Here is a 17,514-nt window from a genome sequence, read left to right on the forward strand (position 1 = left end):
GTTTAAGAAGTTAAATGAAGCATAAAAAATTAACAGGACTTATCGCAGCAGTCCATACACCAGTACATGAGGATTTTTCATTAAATCTGGATTGTGTGAAAACTCAGGCACAACATTTGGCTAAGTGTGGTGTGGCCGGTATATATGTTAGCGGTACAACGGGGGAAGGGCAGTCCTTTAGTCCCCAAGAAAGATCTGATCTCTTTCAAGCATGGGGACAAGTAGCACAAGAAAACAATTTAACATTTATCGCTCATATTGGCCATAATGACCAGGATGAAGCATTGAATCTTGCGTTAGCCGCCAATGATGCCGGTGCTGATATTTTGAGCGCCATGGGGCCACCAAAACAGAAAATTAATAATGCTACAGCACTCGTTGATTGGATAAACCCAATTACAGATATTGTGTCTAATTTGCCTTTTTATTATTATGAAAGTCCTGCCATAAGTGGTGTGGCAGTTGACATGGTTGAATTTTTAGAATTAGCAGATAAAAAACTAAAAACACTTGTTGGTTTAAAATTTAATAATCCCGATTTAGATATGCTTCAACGATGCATGGCAGTCCAGAATGGAAAGTTTGATATTCTATTTGGGGTTGATGAAATGCTAATTGAAGGATTAGATCATGGCTGCAAGGGTGCCGTAGGGAGTACCTATAATTTTGCGGCACCAATTTATCATAAATTAGTTTCAGCTTATAATTCCGGGAATCATTCAGAGGCACAAAAACTCCAGAAATATTCAATTCAATTTATAGATATTATAGCCAAGTATGATTTCTTACCAACGGCAAAAGCACTCATGAAAAAGTTTGGTGTAGATTGTGGACCTGCACGACCGCCCCATCGGCAGTTATCAAAAAATGAAATTGAAACACTGTATAATGAATTAGATCAAATTAATTTTTTTGAAAGAGCAAATGAACACACAAAGTAAAAAAGAATTCTTAGAAATCTATCGAGACGATTTATTAAATAATATAGTTCCATTTTGGTTTCCCCGGGCAATCGATGAAAAGTGCGGTGGATATATTATTTCGCGTAATAGGGATGGGAGCATTCTTGATACGGATAAAAGTATGTGGACCCAAGGACGATTTTCATGGCTTTTAGCCTCCCTTTATAATACAGTTGAAAAGCGAGAAGATTGGTTAAAAGGTGCCCTCCATGGTGTAGAATTTATTACCAAACATGGTTTTGATATAGATGGGCGCATGTGGTTTCATGTAACAAGAGAAGGTAAGCCCATTCGGAAAAGACGATATGTATTTACTGAATTCTTTGCTGCTAAGGCTTATGCAGCATGTGCAAAAGCCACTGGGGATGAAAAATTGATTGAGCGGGCAAACGATACATATCATTTGGCTAAAAAGTATTTATTGAATCCTGAACTCAGTCCAAAAAAATTTACCGCCACTCGTCCCACTAGAGGATTGGCTATACCCATGATTCGATTAGGTGTTGCTCAAGAAATGCGGGAAAACTTGGAAGATGATTCCTACACTGAGGAAATTGATGCGGCAATTAATGAAATAAGAGATTATTTCGTGAAACCTGAGCTAGAATGCGTGATGGAAACGGTCGGTGAAAATGGGGAAATTCTAGACCACTTTGATGGTCGCACAGTTAATCCCGGTCATGCAATAGAAGGTGCATGGTTTATTCTTTTAGAAGCAAGAAATAGAAACAATGATCCTGAACTTGTTAAACTTGGTTGCCAGATGTTAGACTGGATGTGGAAACGGGGTTGGGATGAAGAATATGGTGGTATTTACTATTTTAGGGATGTGTATGGAAATCCCGTCCAAGAATATTGGCATGATATGAAACAGTGGTGGGTTCAAAATGAAACTCTTTTAGGAACACTTTTGGCTTTTCTCATTACCAAAGAACCGCGCTATGAAAAAATGTATCGCCAAATTCATGATTGGTCCTACGCTCATTTTCCAGATAAAAAATATGGCGAATGGTATGGATATCTTCACCGGGATGGTCGCGTATCCGTACCCTTAAAAGGAAATATGTGGAAGGGGCCATACCACTTGCCACGCATGCTTTTGAATAGTTGGAAATGGCTAGAAGCAGATTTGAAATCATGATGGGCCGATCATTCAGGATAATCTCTTTAAAGATTATTCTTACTTCTTTTTCCGTCCTTTATGGTGAGGATTTAACCATTGCAAGTGTGTTTGGTAATCATATGGTATTTCAACAGGGCGTATCAATACCAGTTTGGGGAAATGCAGAACCAAATGATTCATTAACCATTACACTGGGTTCAAGGTCAATCCAAACTATCGTAGATGAAAAGGGTAATTGGCATGTCAGTTTCCGAAAAAGAAGGGTCAGTCATAACCCTATTGAGCTTGCGGTTCGTTCAAAAACTGGCCAAATTATTATCCGCGATATTCTCGTTGGAGAAGTTTGGATTTGTACCGGCCAATCCAATATGGAATGGCCTTTATCTGCAAGTGATACGGGGCATGAAGCTATAGAGGATTCAAATAATAATAATCTTAGACTTTTAAACTTTAAAAAAGGACTATCTACATATAATGTACCTTATTTGGGTGATGACATAAATAAATTATTTCCAAATCAATTTTATAGTGGTGAATGGAAAATTAGCTCACCTGAGAGTGCAGCGCCTTTTTCTGGTGTTGGATATTTCTTTGGAGAAAAACTTCAAGATGAATTGAATGTGCCAGTGGGATTAATCAATGTATCTGTAGGTGGCTCACCTGCTGAAGCATGGATTAGAAAAGAAGCATTGGCATCTCATCCTCAACTCAAAATTATGGTTGAGGGCGATTGGTTCAAGAATAAAGCATTGGAACCATGGACTGTGGAACGCGGGAATGAAAATTTAACACAGGCCATTGAAAAAGGTTTACCTATCCCCGAGGATGAACTGGGGTACAACCATCCCTTTAAGCCCGGATTTTTGTGGGAAGCGGGAATGAAGCCAATGATCCAATTACCTGTTTCGGGTGTCGTCTGGTATCAAGGTGAATCAAATGCGGTGAGTGACTGGCGGGTTGCACAGCATGAATCATTACTAAAACTTTTAATCCAAGACTGGCGAGAACAGTTTCAGAAGGATGATATGCCATTTTTATTCGTACAATTACCCGGAATGAAAAGACCGCACTGGGTTGAGTTTCGTGTCAGCCAGCAAAAAGTTCATGATGCAGTATCCAATACGGGTATGGCAATTACCATGGATGTGGGGAATCCAACAGATGTTCATCCCAAACGAAAGCAGCCTGTGGGTGACCGTCTTGCTCGTATCGCCTTGGAGCAATTCTATGGGAAGAATATTATAAGTCATGGACCCACGCTTAAGTCTAAACGATTTAGAAAAGGAAAATTAGAACTTAGATTTGACCACATTGTTAAGGGATTAAAAACCAAAAATGGTATGCCACCAACTGGATTTGAATTAATGGATGAAGCAGGGGAATGGTACAATGCGGAAGCAAAGATTTTCGGATTAAATAAAATCCTTTTAAGCAATATGGAAATCATGAATCCGAAAGCAATTCGTTATGGTTGGTCGCCTTATCCGGAACCGGCTTTAAACCTTATTAATTCGGTGGGGTTACCTATGGCACCCTTTATTAATTATGAATAAAAAAATATTTATAGTATTTGCATCGGTGTGTTCCATGCTTTGGGCCACACAATCATTGGCATGGAATAAACTCCCTGATTTACCAAACCCATTGGGTGTTGCCGGTCCATTTGTAGGGATCCATAATGATGTTCTGATTTTGAGTGGAGGCGCCAATTTCCCAAATGGAGTACCGTGGGAAAAAACAGATGATGGATTCAATTCACCTAAGATTTATAACGATCAAATTCATGTATTAATTAAAAATGGTAATGATTATAGTTGGTATAATAGTCCGGTAACGTTACCCCGAAGTCTTGCTTATGGTGTATCTATTCCCACTATTAATGGGATAATTTGTATTGGTGGCGAATGGAAGAACCACGAGAAAAATCCAAAAACAAAATCATACAAAACGTCTTCTGGTATTTCAGATAAAATATTTGTGATTCAATGGAAGGATGAAATACAAATTTCTGATAAATGGTTTTTACCAGGTGAGGATGAAAACACTATTGTGGATATTCCAAATTTGCCTCAATCAACAACCGCAATGGCCGGGGCAATCATTGATAATAAAATTTATATTGTTGGTGGCGATAGTGAGGCAGGAGCTACACATAATTTCTGGATGTTAGATTTGAATAATCGTACATCACCGGAAAATTATAAATGGCAATCACTACAAGCTTGGAATGGGGCGCCTAGAACCCATTTGTTAGCTGTCAGCCAAAACGACGGAAGGGAAGAAAGTCTTTTTATTTTTAGCGGCCGTGCAAATATCAATGGTCAGTGGCAGATGCTCACTGACGCACATAAGTATGTTCCCAGTCGAGGCGAATGGGAATCTCTTGGGAATATCCAAGTGGAGGGTGACCTCGAACCAAGATGCGTCATGGCGGGAACAGTGGCAAAGATGGGTGTTAACCATCTTGCAGTTTTTGGCGGCGCCGACGGAAAAGGATTTTTATATTTAACAAAATTGGCTGAACAGATATCTCGAGCAGAAGTAAATGGGAATCAACAAGAAAAGGATCGAATTAAGAAAGAACAACAGCAATTTTTGAATAACCATCATGGTTTTAGTAATGATATTCTTCTTTATAATACGGTCACCAATCGTTGGTCAAAGTATGGCGATTTTCCCGGTAGCAGTCATGTAACGACATCAGCCATCCAATGGGGAGAATCCATCATTATTCCCAGCGGTGAGATCAGTCCGGGGATACGGTCACCCCAGATATGGGAAATGAAACCAATGGAATCAAAAGGTGGGTTTGGTACATTAAATTGGGTTGTATTGGGAATTTACTTAATCGTCCTGGTGGGGATAGGTTTTTGGGTGTCAAAGAGAGGAAAGACCACCGATGACTACTTTTTAGCAGGGCGACGAATTCCATGGTGGGCTGCAGGGTTAAGCATTTATTCAACCCAGCTCAGCGCTATAACTTATTTGGCAATTCCAGCCAAAACATTTGCCACGGATTGGGTTCGCTTTCTGATCCAATTGGGTATCATTGCCTGTGCCCCCATAGTGGTTTATTTCTTTTTACCATTTTTTCGTCGACTTAATGTAACCAGTGCGTATGAATATTTAGAAATGCGGTTTAGCCTTGGAATTCGATTATTAGGTAGCAGTTCATTTGTGATTTTTCAACTCGCTCGAATGGGAATTGTAATCCTGTTGCCTGCACTGGCTCTTTCTGCGGTAACAGGACTTGATGTAGTTGTTTGCATTATTATGATGGGTATCCTCAGTACTTTTTATACAGTACTCGGCGGAATCGAAGCCGTTATATGGACAGATGTATTACAAACAGGTGTGCTTCTGGGTGGTGCTATAGTTGCTTTATTTATCATAATGATGAATATAGATGGTGGCTTGGCAAGTGCATTATCTCATGCTTCTGAACAGGGAAAATTGACTTGGGTGAATTTGGATTGGAATCTAAAAGATGATACCCTTGGCGTTATTTTACTGGGAGCCATATTTACCGTATTACTGCCCTATACAACGGACCAGGCAGTTGTGCAGCGATATTTGACAACTGCGGATGAAAATCAATCGGCTAAAGCTATTTATACGAATGGAATATTAGCTATACCAGGTTCAATATTATTTTTCAGTTTAGGCACAGCCCTATTCATTTATTTTCAACAATTTCCTTCCCATTTACCACCTTTCGATAAAGCAGATCAAGTTTTCCCAATTTTTATCGTCAACGAACTGCCTGCTGGATTGGCTGGTCTGCTGATAGCCGGCGTATTTGCCGCTGCCATGAGTAGTTTGGATTCCAGTATGCATTCCATTGCCACTGTGCTAACGACTGATTTTATTCAACGCCTTCGACCAGGACAAAAGAACCTCTTATCTATTGCTAAAAAAATAACCCTAGTTTTGGGGGTGATGGGTACTGTTTCGGCAATCGTTATTGCTTCAACAGATGTGAAGCATTTATGGGATTACCTCATGGATATTATCGGCCTTTTGCTTGGAGCATTAGGCGGTCTATTTATGTTGGGCATATTCACGAAACGTGTCAATGCCATCCATGCATGGATAGGTGTTACAGCATGTGTTTTGTCCTTATGGTGGGTAAAAAATTATACCGATCTCAATGGGTTGCTTTACGGCGCTATCGGTACAGGAAGTTGTTTTTTTATGGGATATTTAGCCAGCAAACTATTACCTCAAAAAAATCGAGAGTTAAAGGGCCTTACATGGTACACGCGAGATCGTATTTAAAATGAAAAAAATCCATTATTGTTTCTTCGCTTTATTTTTGTTTTTTGGGTGCCAAAACCCAAAATCAAACTCCTCCAAATTTACCTTTGGTGTTTGGGGTAATTATCAAGATCGTTCTAATAAAGAGTGGTTTGAATATTTTGATAAATATACAGATGCAGGTATAACGGATTATTTTATCCAGGGGAGCCGGGAGAATATTCAAAAATTAGCCAATATCGTAAAAGGGAGGAATATTAATCTCCATGCCTGGGTTTGGGTCATGAATCGTCCCGGTGATATGGTAGCAGCCGAACATCCGGAATGGTATTCGGTAAATCGAAATGGTCAAAACAGTAATGATTATCGCCCTTACGTGAATTATTATCGATGGGTGAGTCCTTTTAGCGAGGGCGCTCGAACTCACATTAAGAAGGTAATGGAATCCTATGCTGAAATAGAAGGTATTGCATCAGTTCATTTGGACTATGTTCGATATTGTGATGTAATTCTACCAAAAATGTTGCAACCAAAGTACGGTTTGAATCAAACAACAGAAATGCCTGAATATGATTTTGGATATCATCCCAATGCGATAAAGGGATTCAAAGAAAAATATGGGGTGGATCCTTTTAGTCTGGATCATCCTGAGGAGAGTATGGAGTGGCGCCAATTTCGACTCGATAAACTCACATCACTGGTTAATGAAATTGCTGAAATTGTGCATTCAAAGGGGAAGAAACTATCAGCCGCCGTATTTCCATATCCTGAAATATCTCGAAAAATGGTACGTCAAGATTGGAGTGCATGGGATTTGGATATAGCTTGTCCAATGAATTACCACAATTTTTATGGTGAAGAATTAGACTGGATTAAAACAAGCGTTTCGAATGGTGTGGGTGAAACGGAGAGAAAATTGGATTACCGATCGGGTTTGTTTATAGGCTCTTTATCACCAGATGAACTAAAAATTGCCATTGGTCAATCTAGAGAAGGTGGTGCGAATGGGGTTGTATTATTTTCGGTAAATGCATTGACAGAAGAGCATTTGGACATGATAAAATTAATTCAATAAAAACGGTATGAAAGATTTCATTGTGAAAATTATATATAAAAAAAGATTACAAACTTTGTGGCTTGTTTCATTGATCATTTTGATAATGTCATGTGTTCAAGTTGACAAGACAATTCCAGAGGGAATGGGTAAGTTGGAGATTAAATTATTAGATAAGGATTCGGGGAAACCTATTCCTGGGAAATGGATGTTCTTTGATGGTGAAGAACCCGTGGATCTAGGTTTGTCCTCGACCAAAAATTTAGCTGTTAGAAATCATACCATTTATACACTTACAGGATTGGATACGATTATTATTCCAACAGGAAAATATAATGTATGGGCTGGCCGAGGTATGGAATATGATAATGCAAAAGAATCGTTAATCCTTCAAAACCAAAATTTTTCCTCTATAACTTTAAAAATAAAAAGAAGTGTTGATACATATGGATATGTATCTGGGGATATGCATCTTCATACGGTTACACATTCTGGCCATGGAGATTCAAACATGGAAGAACGTATTATTTCGTGCATTGGTGAGGGTGTAGAATGGGCAGTAGCAACTGATCATAATCACGTGGTGGACTATGACACGGTTATTACTTCTTTGGATGCTACGAAATATATCTTTGGTTCAGTAGGGAATGAGGTGAGTACTCAGTTTGGCCATTTCAATAGTTTCCCTCTGAAAAAAGGCTCAGAGCCGGTTGTTATAGACTCGGTGGATGCTAATAAATTATTTAAGCAAATAAGGTTAGAAAATAAAATGGCAGTCATTCAAGTGAATCATCCACGTTGGAATGGTATTGATTATTTTACCTTAATGGATATGGATGAATATTTAGCTGATACGGATAATAAAAATTGGAGTTGGGATTTCGATGCCATTGAAATACTTAATGAAAACTCAGGATGGGGTTGGGAAGCCACAGCAAAAAACCCTTATTCTGTTCGCCAAGATTGGTATAATATGTTAAACAGCGGTCGACGCATAACAGGTGTTGGTAATTCAGATAGTCATGCAGTCGAAAAATTATTACCAGGGGTACCACGGAATTTTATTCAAAGTTCGACAGATGACCCAAAATTAATCGATGAAAAAGAGATGAGTGATCATATTAATCGTGGAAAAGTTTCAGTTTCTCAAGGATTGTTTGTTCAAATGTGGGTCAATGGGATTCAACCGAGGAATGATACGACTTTAGTGGGAGGTCTTGTTGATATTCGGGTTAAAGTACAGGGACCCAATTGGGTTGATTGCAGGCAAGTTCAAATAATTGCAAATGGATTAATTGTGAAAAATATAAAGATATCGAAAACTGGGGCACCTGTGAGATTTGATAAAACTTTTACTATGGATTTTTCACAAGACACATGGTTAATGGCCATTGCCAGTGGAAATGAATCAATGGCGCCAATGATTCACAATGCACCAGATCCTATTACACCGTTAGGATTCACGAATCCCCTCTGGATAGATGCAAATGAAGATGGCCATTTTGAATCATTAAAATCGCGAGCAATGTATTTGGTGAATAAAAATATAAAGGATATACAGTCATTAATTTTATTATTAAAAAAAGAACCGCAAATGATTCCATTTGCGGTGGCTTCATTAATTGAAAATTCACCCAAATCTGGAATAGCATTAATTCGTGAACTTTTACCCGACATGGACAGGGATTTAACCCTTTTTATGATAAGACAATTAGGGAAATTGAATCTTGTTGAAAGCATAAATCTATTAGAAGAAATTGAAACTCAAATATTTGATCCTCTAATCCGGTCGGCTATTCTGTTGACCATGGAGAATAGTGCAGACAAAGACCTTACTCCTAGCCAAATAAAAAAGATGGTGAGCTATTTTCAGTTTCCAGAAGATGGTGATAGTAAAATAGAGAGTTATATTTTGGACTTTATTCATGAAGGGGATCAAAATTTAAAAAAGAAATTTTCGGGTGAAAGAGTAGAAGACCTCGGTTTAAAAGAAGGTTTTCTAAATATAGAAGAATATTCTTGGCGAAAAGAAACGAATATTCTTAGCGGTTATTATGAATTTTCTAATTTAGACCGACAATACATCATGGTTGAGTTTTGGTCTCAAAATTCTGGAGATATGCCTTTTATTATTGAGAGTGACACCCCTTATTATGGATGGGTAAATGGGAGTTTAAAAATTCACCGTAAAATAGGTACTGAAAATCGATTTGGAAGTGGAAAAGTTTTATTACCTATCCGAACGGGAAAAAACCAAATAATTCTCGTCCTTCACCATAACCCAAGCCATTTTTTTCTCGTACCCTTAGATTCAAATAAATGGATTAACCCACTATTAAAAGACAAGGTAAAAGAACAGCATTTAGGATTGAATAATGTTCCCGAACTATTAAATCCAAATGCAGAAAAATATCGCGGTGGAGAGAATGCTTTGACAGATGGTTATCGGGGGTCAACTCAATTTGCAGATGGCTTTTGGATGGGGTTTGAAGAAAAGGATATGGTATTAATATTAAATTTTACAAAACCAACTTTAATATCTCAAATAACTGCAAGTTTTCTGCAAGATTATAAATCATGGATTTGGTTGCCCCTTGAAATGGAGATATTAATTATGGGCGAAGGCAATACCTTCGAATCGGTTGGGAAATGGAATCATTCCATTTCAGATAATAAAGAACCGGCCTTTATAAATGAATCAATTGTAAATATTGATCCTGTATTGGTTCGTAAAGTAAAAATTGTAGCTAAAAATATGGGCACATGCCCTAGTTGGCATCAAGGGGCTGATGGAAAAGCATGGATATTTTGTGATGAAATTAAATTTAAATAAAATAAACTATATTTTTCTTTCCAACGATTAGTCATAAAAAATACGCTCATTATAAAAAATGCTCGCAATCCTCATAAAAGAGCTAAAATATCAATTGTAGTTTAACAATGGCGGTGAGCTTCCATATGTTGATATGGTAGAATCTCATTTAGAATATGAGAACCGCAATCGATGTAGCTGTAGTTTTTTTATACCTTTTTAATTTATTACTGGGGTTGATAGGTATCTTTCCCACCCGTGAGCCAATTCAAGCTAAATCTCGTGAAATATAATTGATATAGCTCATTCTCCCCATTCTCATAAAAGAGACCAATGGTGCCATCCTTCAAAATTGTAAGACTTGAGTAACCAGAAAGGCCTTCATATATTTGTTTTGAGTAATCAGTTGGCCAAGTAACGCCTTCATCTGTACTGAGATAGACATGGAGATTCCTTCTTTGAGAGGGATCTCGTGGGTTTGAAAAGAGCAGACGACTTTTGTCAAACCCATCCAATGTAGAAGTGTAGCGAATCAAATCAGCATTCACTCTTGGATCAATCAGTTGATTTTCTACTTGGCTTGGTGACCAAGATTCACCGCCGTCTGTCGAAATGGATGTTTTCCTATACCCTCCTGATGAGCGGATATTCATCAACAGGTTACCATTATCTAATTCAATTATTTTTGATTCATCCCCGCCTCCCGATGGATTTGGTGATCCTTGGGAGAATTTCCACGATTCACCACCATCGTCGCTGTAGATCATATGGTTTGTCAGGGTTCTACCTGCATCTGGTCTTACCCCAACCACTGCAACAATACGGCCTGATCGCAATTGATGTGCACTGCCTGAGGCTACCCATGCAGCGTGCCAGGATGAATATATCTGGTCTGATAGATCTTTAGGTTTGCTCCAAGTCAACCCGTTGTCCATACTTCGTGACACATTAAATCTGATTTTATTCGATGGGGTAGAGGCAAACAATCCATTGTGAGAAGCAAACATGAGAATAATATTGCCCGTTGTTCGATCCACAACCAAGGCGGGATCGGAAGCACCATTGCCTCCAAAATCTGCAGCGATTACCGGTTCTGACCAAGTGTCACCATTGTCGGTGCTTCTGCGAATTATAATGTCAATGTTTCCCGGTAAGTCACGAGGATCAATTCTCCTGTCTGCTGCTGTGATTAGTGTGCCATCCAGCCCAGTACAAATGGCTGGTATGCGATAATTTCCTGACCCATAGTCGCCACCGGAATAAAGAACCTTATTGGCCAGCAGAATCTCCCTCGATCCTGGAAATTCAGTATATTCCATCGCATGTGAATTATCATTTACTGTGATGGATTCACAGGTCGCATCAATAGTATCACCCTCTTTTGCAACTTGGGTGATATCATAAGTGACCCAAAAATAATTATGGCCGGGCTTAAGTTGTTGTTGCCCAGTAATGGTGATTGTTCCTGAGTTTGGAACAGCAGTCCCGAATAAATTGTTTATATCCAGGTTTTTTTCACCTTTTGAATAGAATATTTTTACTTTTTCTATTATAGATAATTTTGTGTCTCCCAAGGTTATAGAAATGGCATTCGCCACGCCAGGTATAGATTCATATTCAGTTTTTAGGTTTATAAGCATTATTCGCTCGTTTTTGTTTCCTCGGCCTGCAGGAAAAGTCGGTTGGCCTACAATATATGCAGATACAGTATGTCCTTTAGAATCGTTTTTTGAATCAGTTGAGCATCCATTCATTATGACAGTAATTATAATAAAGTGAATAAATGTTTTTGAAATCATCATCATTAGTTTTGTTCTCATTAATAGTTGGGCGGTCTATAACAGAATTCGGAAACACAAATGCCTGAATCTTAATCGGTAATTCAAGAGTCGATATATGTGCTGTTTAAAACGATGGGTAGATTCTATTATGAAAGGATCTGATGAAATGGTGGGTGTTTAATAAAGCAAATGAAAGGATGCTCGCGGTTCTCCTAAATGAGTCAAAATATCAATTGTCGTTTAACAACGGAGGAGAGCTTCCGTATGTTGATATGGTAGAATCTCATTTAATTTGTAAGAACCGCGAGCGATGTAGCATTAATTATTTCATACCTTATTTACTCATTGCTTTGAATTCTCTGTAAAAGCGAATTTCACTTTTATTTTGAAATGTTCTCCAACTATCTATACATTAGGATTTAACGATATTACTTTATCAGAAATTTATTCGTCATTCCCCAATTTGTGTCTTTTTAGTATTTCAAGTACGGTATCAATTTAAACAAAAATTATAACACACGTGTATTTTATTTTCATTACCCTAAATATAATTTAAAGAATTTGCATACTTTATAATAAAATATTCTTCATAGATCTATGAAATTTAATTGATTAATAATTTGATAATAATCCTCTATAAGCTATAAAAATTATACCTACCAAAATTTTACTAATGAATGGATGAATAATTTTTTAAATAGATGTTGCAACTCACGTTTCTCAGTGTTTATGTTTCTATCGTTGATTAACATACGTTTGTGCGAATAAATGGTATTGAAATCAATTAAAATAGTAGTGATTGTCTCAGGCGAATAGTGGAGAGATAAATTCTTTAATAAAACCAAAAGAGGAAATATATGAGAGCTAAACACATTTTAAAGGTTGCTGCATTTTATTTAATGCTTACAGCCGGTTTTGTGATGGCCCAGGCTACAGGTACCATTTATGGTAATGTGGCATCTAAAGATGGGGCGCCGTTACCGGGCGCGAACATTATTGTTGTTGGAACGGCATATGGTAGTACATCAGACAACAATGGGTTTTACGAAATTAAAATTGCTTCCGGTACCTATTCAGTGCGTGCTGAATATATCGGATTCGAAAGTAGCACTGTAGAAAATATTGCAGTTGCTAGTGGAAAAACAACTCAAGCTGACTTTTCATTGGCTACATCTGCTCTTGCAGGTGAAGAAGTCGTGGTCACAGCATTGGGTATTAAACAAAAAACGAAAGCATTGGGATTTTCCCTCACCGAAGTTAAAGGTGAAGAACTCTCCTTGATTAAAGAGCCCAATGCCATTGAAGCCCTTCAGGGCAAAGTGGCTGGCGTAAACGTTACGACAAATGCTACTGGTGGTGCTGGAACTAGTCGGGTGATCATCCGCGGTAACAGTTCACTAACGGGTGACAATCAGCCTTTATATATTATCGATGGGATCCCTATTGGGAATAGAAACGAAGGGTCGGCCGGTATGTGGGGTGGCGCCGATGGTGGTGATGGAATATCCAGTATTAACGCAGATGATATTGAATCTGTTAGTGTACTTAAAGGTGGTGCAGCCTCCGCACTTTATGGCTCTCGCGCAGCCAATGGTGTCATTATTATTAATACAAAGACAGGAAAAGGCCAGACTGGTTTGGGCCTTGAGTATTCCAATTCAACAACATACAGAAGCCTTGATGAGAGTCTATTGGATTACCAAAATACATATGGCTCAGGTGAAAAAGGTTTGAAGCCCTCGACTCAAGCTGAAGCACTTGACAATATCGGAGGCGCATGGGGCGCCAAAATGGATGGCTCCAGTGCTACCCAATGGGATGGATCATCCGCACCGTACAGCAGTCATAATAATCTGAGCTCATTTTACCGAACTGGTAAAACAGCAATAAATTCAGTAGCGCTATCCAATGGTGGTGACAAAATGAATTACCGTTTTTCTGCAACCAACTTGGATCATGATGACATTATGCCAGGATCAAGGATGAATCGGAAATCATTTTCTTTGAATGCTGTTTCAAATCATAGTGATAAGATTGAAGTGCAAGTCAATGTTAAATATGTAGATGAGGATGTTCATGGCCGTGTCAGTATGTCTGATTCTCCAAAAAATGCAAACTACTCTGCGGCGACATTTGCCCCAAGCGTAGATGTGACTACAATGACTGGTACCGATGGTGCAGGTATGGGTGAAGATGGCAAAGAATTGCGCATTTCTACGAGCCCATATACAACTAACCCTTATTGGGCTGCCAATCAATTTATCAATACAACAAGAAAACATCGCTTTATTAATTCGGCTTCAGTTCGATACAATGTCTTGGACTGGCTTTATCTAAAAGGCCGTGCAGGACTTGATCACTTTACTATTAATGCCCAGTGGATGACGCCTTATGGTACAGCATATGATGGTAGTGGTGGTATGGGTGAAACAGAAAAAAGACTTTCTATTTTAGACATGGATTTCATGGTTGGCGTAGAAAAAGATCTTGTTTCTGGATTATCAACCAATTCTTTTATCGGCGTTGCTAAAAATAATGTGCTTGACGAAAGTTTGGGTGTAAGTGGTAGTGGATTTGTATTGCCAGGAATTAATCATGTGAATAACCTTAAAAGTTCAAGTGGTTGGTTTGGTTATAGTGAAAAAGAAGTTGGTTCAGTAACTGGTTCACTTGGGCTATCTTATAACGATATGGTCTATGTGACATCGACAGCTCGAAAAGATTGGTTCTCAACTTTATCTTACCCAGGTAAAGAAGCACCAAACAACGATCTCTATACATCTATTAGTGCCAGTTTGATTCTTTCGGAAATGGTTAGTCTTCCATCAATGGTAGATTTTGCCAAATTACGGATTGCCGTATCGAATGTTGCTGGTGGCGCTAGTAATCCATATGCGCTCTCATTGAGTTATAAGCTTTGGGATACGCAACATCTGGGTCAGATTATGGGTGGTATTAATGGAAGTAATATTCCAAAATTAAACTTGGTGCCATTGAGCAAATCTGAGACTGAGTTTGGTGTTGATGCTAGATTATTTGAAGGCCGATTAAGATTGGATTTGGCTTACTATAAAAACGTAACGACTAATGATATTGTTGGTGTAGGAACTTCACAAACATCCGGTTTTGGAAGTGCCAGTGATAATTTGGGGCAGATTGAAAACTCAGGACTTGAGTATTTAATATCTGGAACTCCAATTCAAACTAAAGATCTCAGCTGGGATATCAGTTTGAATGGTGCCAACAATAAAGGCGTCGTTGTGAAAACAAACGATATTGATGGGAACATTGGTTTGGGAACTCCAAGGACACGGAATGTTGAAATCATTCACATGGTAGGGGAATCCTATGGATTGCTTTATGGGGAGTCATTTAAACGCGCTGATGATGGTTCCATCCTGTATGATGTCGATTCAAATGGTATTCCGAGAGCCAAAAAGGGTGGTTACAAAATTCTTGGGGAAGGTGTTCCACCTATCTCTATTGGGATTTCAAATAACATCCGATACAAGGACTTTAATGTTAGATTTCTTCTTGACGGAAAATTTGGTGCTCAGATCTTTTCTGGTACCAATACAACTGCTTATAGTAGAGGTCTGCATAAAGATACAATGGAAGGTAGAGAATCTGGTCTGAAAGTGTCTGGAACCGATGCAGCCACAGGTGCTAAAGGTGAATGGACAGTTGCTCCTGAGAACTTGAATGTTTATTACGGGCATCTCTCAGGTATTGCAGAAAAGTTTGTTTATGATGCAGATTATCTCAGATTGTCAAGCTTAAGTATTGGGTATAGATTGCCTTCTTCAATGATTGAAAAAACGCCTTTTCAAAGTGCGAGCGTTTCATTCATTGCTAGAAACTTATTCTACCTGAAGAAGTCTGTAGAAAATGTCGCACCTGAAGCAGCTTATAATGCTGGGAATGCTCAAGGCCTTGAATATTATGGCCTTCCTCAGACTAAGAGCTATGGCTTAAGCTTAAACGTGAAATTCTAGGAGAAATAATCATGAAAAAACGAATAATAATTTTGACTGCATTTACACTTTTGGCCACATCTTGTGATGATGGTTTTGCCGAAATGAATGTGAATCCTGCAGCAGCAAGTAATATTGACGTTGGATATAAATTCACATCATTGTTACTGGAAACATCCGCCAACAGGTATGTCGCCTGGCGGGCAAACTTGATCTACGGTTCAACCATGATCCAGCATTTTGCTGCGACCGCGGGCTATTGGACTGGAGATAAGTACACACTGAATGAAGGCTATTCTGCATCATTGATGGACACCTATTACCAGGGATGTGCTAAAGTGGTTCAGGATATTTTAAACCAAATAGATGCAGAAGAAAAACCGGCTGAAATGAAAGCAATTGCACGTATAATGCGTGTATTTATTTTTCATCGGTTAACTGATATGCATGGAAATATTCCTTACAGTGAAGCAGGTAAAGGATACTCAGACGGAATCCTTCAGCCTAAATATGACGCACAGAAAGATATTTATGCGGATATGTTGAAGGAATTGGATGAAGCAGCTTCAGCCCTGAGTTCCGGTACATCCGGATTTGGAAGTCAAGACTTCATGTATAATGGAGATCAAGGTAAATGGAAGAAGTTTGCTTATTCCATGATGCTACGTCTTGGCATGAGAATGTCTAAAGTGGATGCTGCTGGAGCAGAGTCATGGGTTAAAAAAGCAATCGTTGGTGGTGTTATGACTTCCAATGATGATATTGCTTACATTATTCATACCACTGAAAGTGGTCTTAATAAAAATGGCAATGGTGAGGTCTTTTCTGCTGATGGAAATATGCGAATATCTAAAACCTTCATTGATTTCTTAACAGGTGACCCAAGACTAGATGTTTATGCACAACCTGGGGCCGGTGGCCATAAAGGTTTACCGAATGGCTACAGCTCTTCAACCTTGAAAGAAGCCACTGGGGAAGCCAATTTGGACAACTACTCTCAACCAAATAGAGTATCAGGTACAGGTATCACCGGTGAAGATGATCCTATGTTCTTCCAAACATATGCAGAAGTTGAATTACTGCTTGCTGAAGCTGCTGAACGTGGCTGGGGCGATGGTGATGCTGCAGGTCATTACAATAAAGGTGTGACGGCAGCCATGAAATACTTAGCGCTCTATGGTGGTACTGAAATCACAGATGCAGCTATTACAACATACTTGACTGCAAATCCTTATAGTTCTGCCAATGGATTAGAAATGATTGGCAATCAGGTTTGGGCCGCCACATTCTTAAATGAATATGAAGGTTACGCAAACTGGAGAAGAACCGGATTCCCAACATTGACACCAGTCAATTATCCTGGAAATGTGACCAATGGTACCATTCCAAGAAGGATGATTTACGCTACGGGTGAAAAATCAAGGAATACTGCCAACTATGAAGCAGCAGTTGCTGCACAGGGAGCGGATAACCTAACGACTCGTGTATGGTGGGATAAATAGAAGGAACTTTAAAAAGCCTTTACTAAACTCACATCTCCACATATTTTAG

Annotated in this window: 9 protein-coding genes; 8 read left to right on the forward strand and 1 reads right to left on the reverse strand. The window is 38.8% G+C overall.

What is annotated here, in order from left to right:
* Positions 1–14: 14 nt before the first annotated feature.
* From HN459_06275 to HN459_06300, 6 genes are all read left to right on the forward strand, one after another.
* Positions 15–941 (forward strand): N-acetylneuraminate lyase, encoded by a 927-nt coding sequence (locus HN459_06275; protein MBT3479055.1) that lies wholly within the window; start codon positions 15–17, stop codon positions 939–941.
* Entirely contained in the window at positions 925–2,103 is a 1,179-nt protein-coding gene (locus HN459_06280; protein MBT3479056.1) for an N-acylglucosamine 2-epimerase, read from the forward strand. The genes HN459_06275 and HN459_06280 overlap by 17 nt, the downstream gene beginning before the upstream one ends.
* Positions 2,076–3,638, forward strand: a complete 1,563-nt coding sequence (locus HN459_06285; protein MBT3479057.1) for a sialate O-acetylesterase — start codon at positions 2,076–2,078, stop codon at positions 3,636–3,638. The genes HN459_06280 and HN459_06285 overlap by 28 nt, the downstream gene beginning before the upstream one ends.
* Positions 3,631–6,363: a sodium/solute symporter gene (locus HN459_06290; GenBank protein ID MBT3479058.1), complete on the forward strand. Its 2,733-nt coding sequence runs from the start codon at positions 3,631–3,633 to the stop codon at positions 6,361–6,363. The genes HN459_06285 and HN459_06290 overlap by 8 nt, the downstream gene beginning before the upstream one ends.
* A 1-nt stretch (position 6,364) precedes the next feature.
* The gene (locus HN459_06295) at positions 6,365–7,417 is read left to right on the forward strand and encodes a hypothetical protein (protein MBT3479059.1); all 1,053 of its coding nucleotides are present in this window, start codon (positions 6,365–6,367) and stop codon (positions 7,415–7,417) included.
* 85 nt (positions 7,418–7,502) lie between these two features.
* Positions 7,503–10,229 carry a CehA/McbA family metallohydrolase gene (locus tag HN459_06300; protein MBT3479060.1) on the forward strand — a complete coding sequence of 909 codons (2,727 nt, stop codon included), beginning with the start codon at positions 7,503–7,505 and terminating at the stop codon, positions 10,227–10,229.
* A gap of 206 nt (positions 10,230–10,435) precedes the next feature.
* Here HN459_06300 and HN459_06305 read toward each other — a convergent pair whose 3' ends face one another.
* A complete protein-coding gene (locus HN459_06305; GenBank protein MBT3479061.1) occupies positions 10,436–12,028 on the reverse strand; it encodes a hypothetical protein in 1,593 nt (530 codons plus the stop codon).
* Between the two features lie 818 nt (positions 12,029–12,846).
* Here HN459_06305 and HN459_06310 point away from each other — a divergent pair.
* Together HN459_06310 and HN459_06315 are read left to right on the forward strand one after the other, a co-directional pair.
* The gene (locus HN459_06310; GenBank protein MBT3479062.1) at positions 12,847–15,984 is read left to right on the forward strand and encodes a SusC/RagA family TonB-linked outer membrane protein; all 3,138 of its coding nucleotides are present in this window, start codon (positions 12,847–12,849) and stop codon (positions 15,982–15,984) included.
* Between the two features lie 11 nt (positions 15,985–15,995).
* Positions 15,996–17,465, forward strand: coding sequence for a SusD/RagB family nutrient-binding outer membrane lipoprotein (locus HN459_06315; protein MBT3479063.1), 1,470 nt, complete (start codon positions 15,996–15,998; stop codon positions 17,463–17,465).
* Positions 17,466–17,514: the final 49 nt, after the last annotated feature.

The organism is Candidatus Neomarinimicrobiota bacterium, assembly GCA_018647265.1.
Taxonomy (GTDB): Bacteria; Fidelibacterota; Marinisomatia; order Marinisomatales; family TCS55; genus TCS55.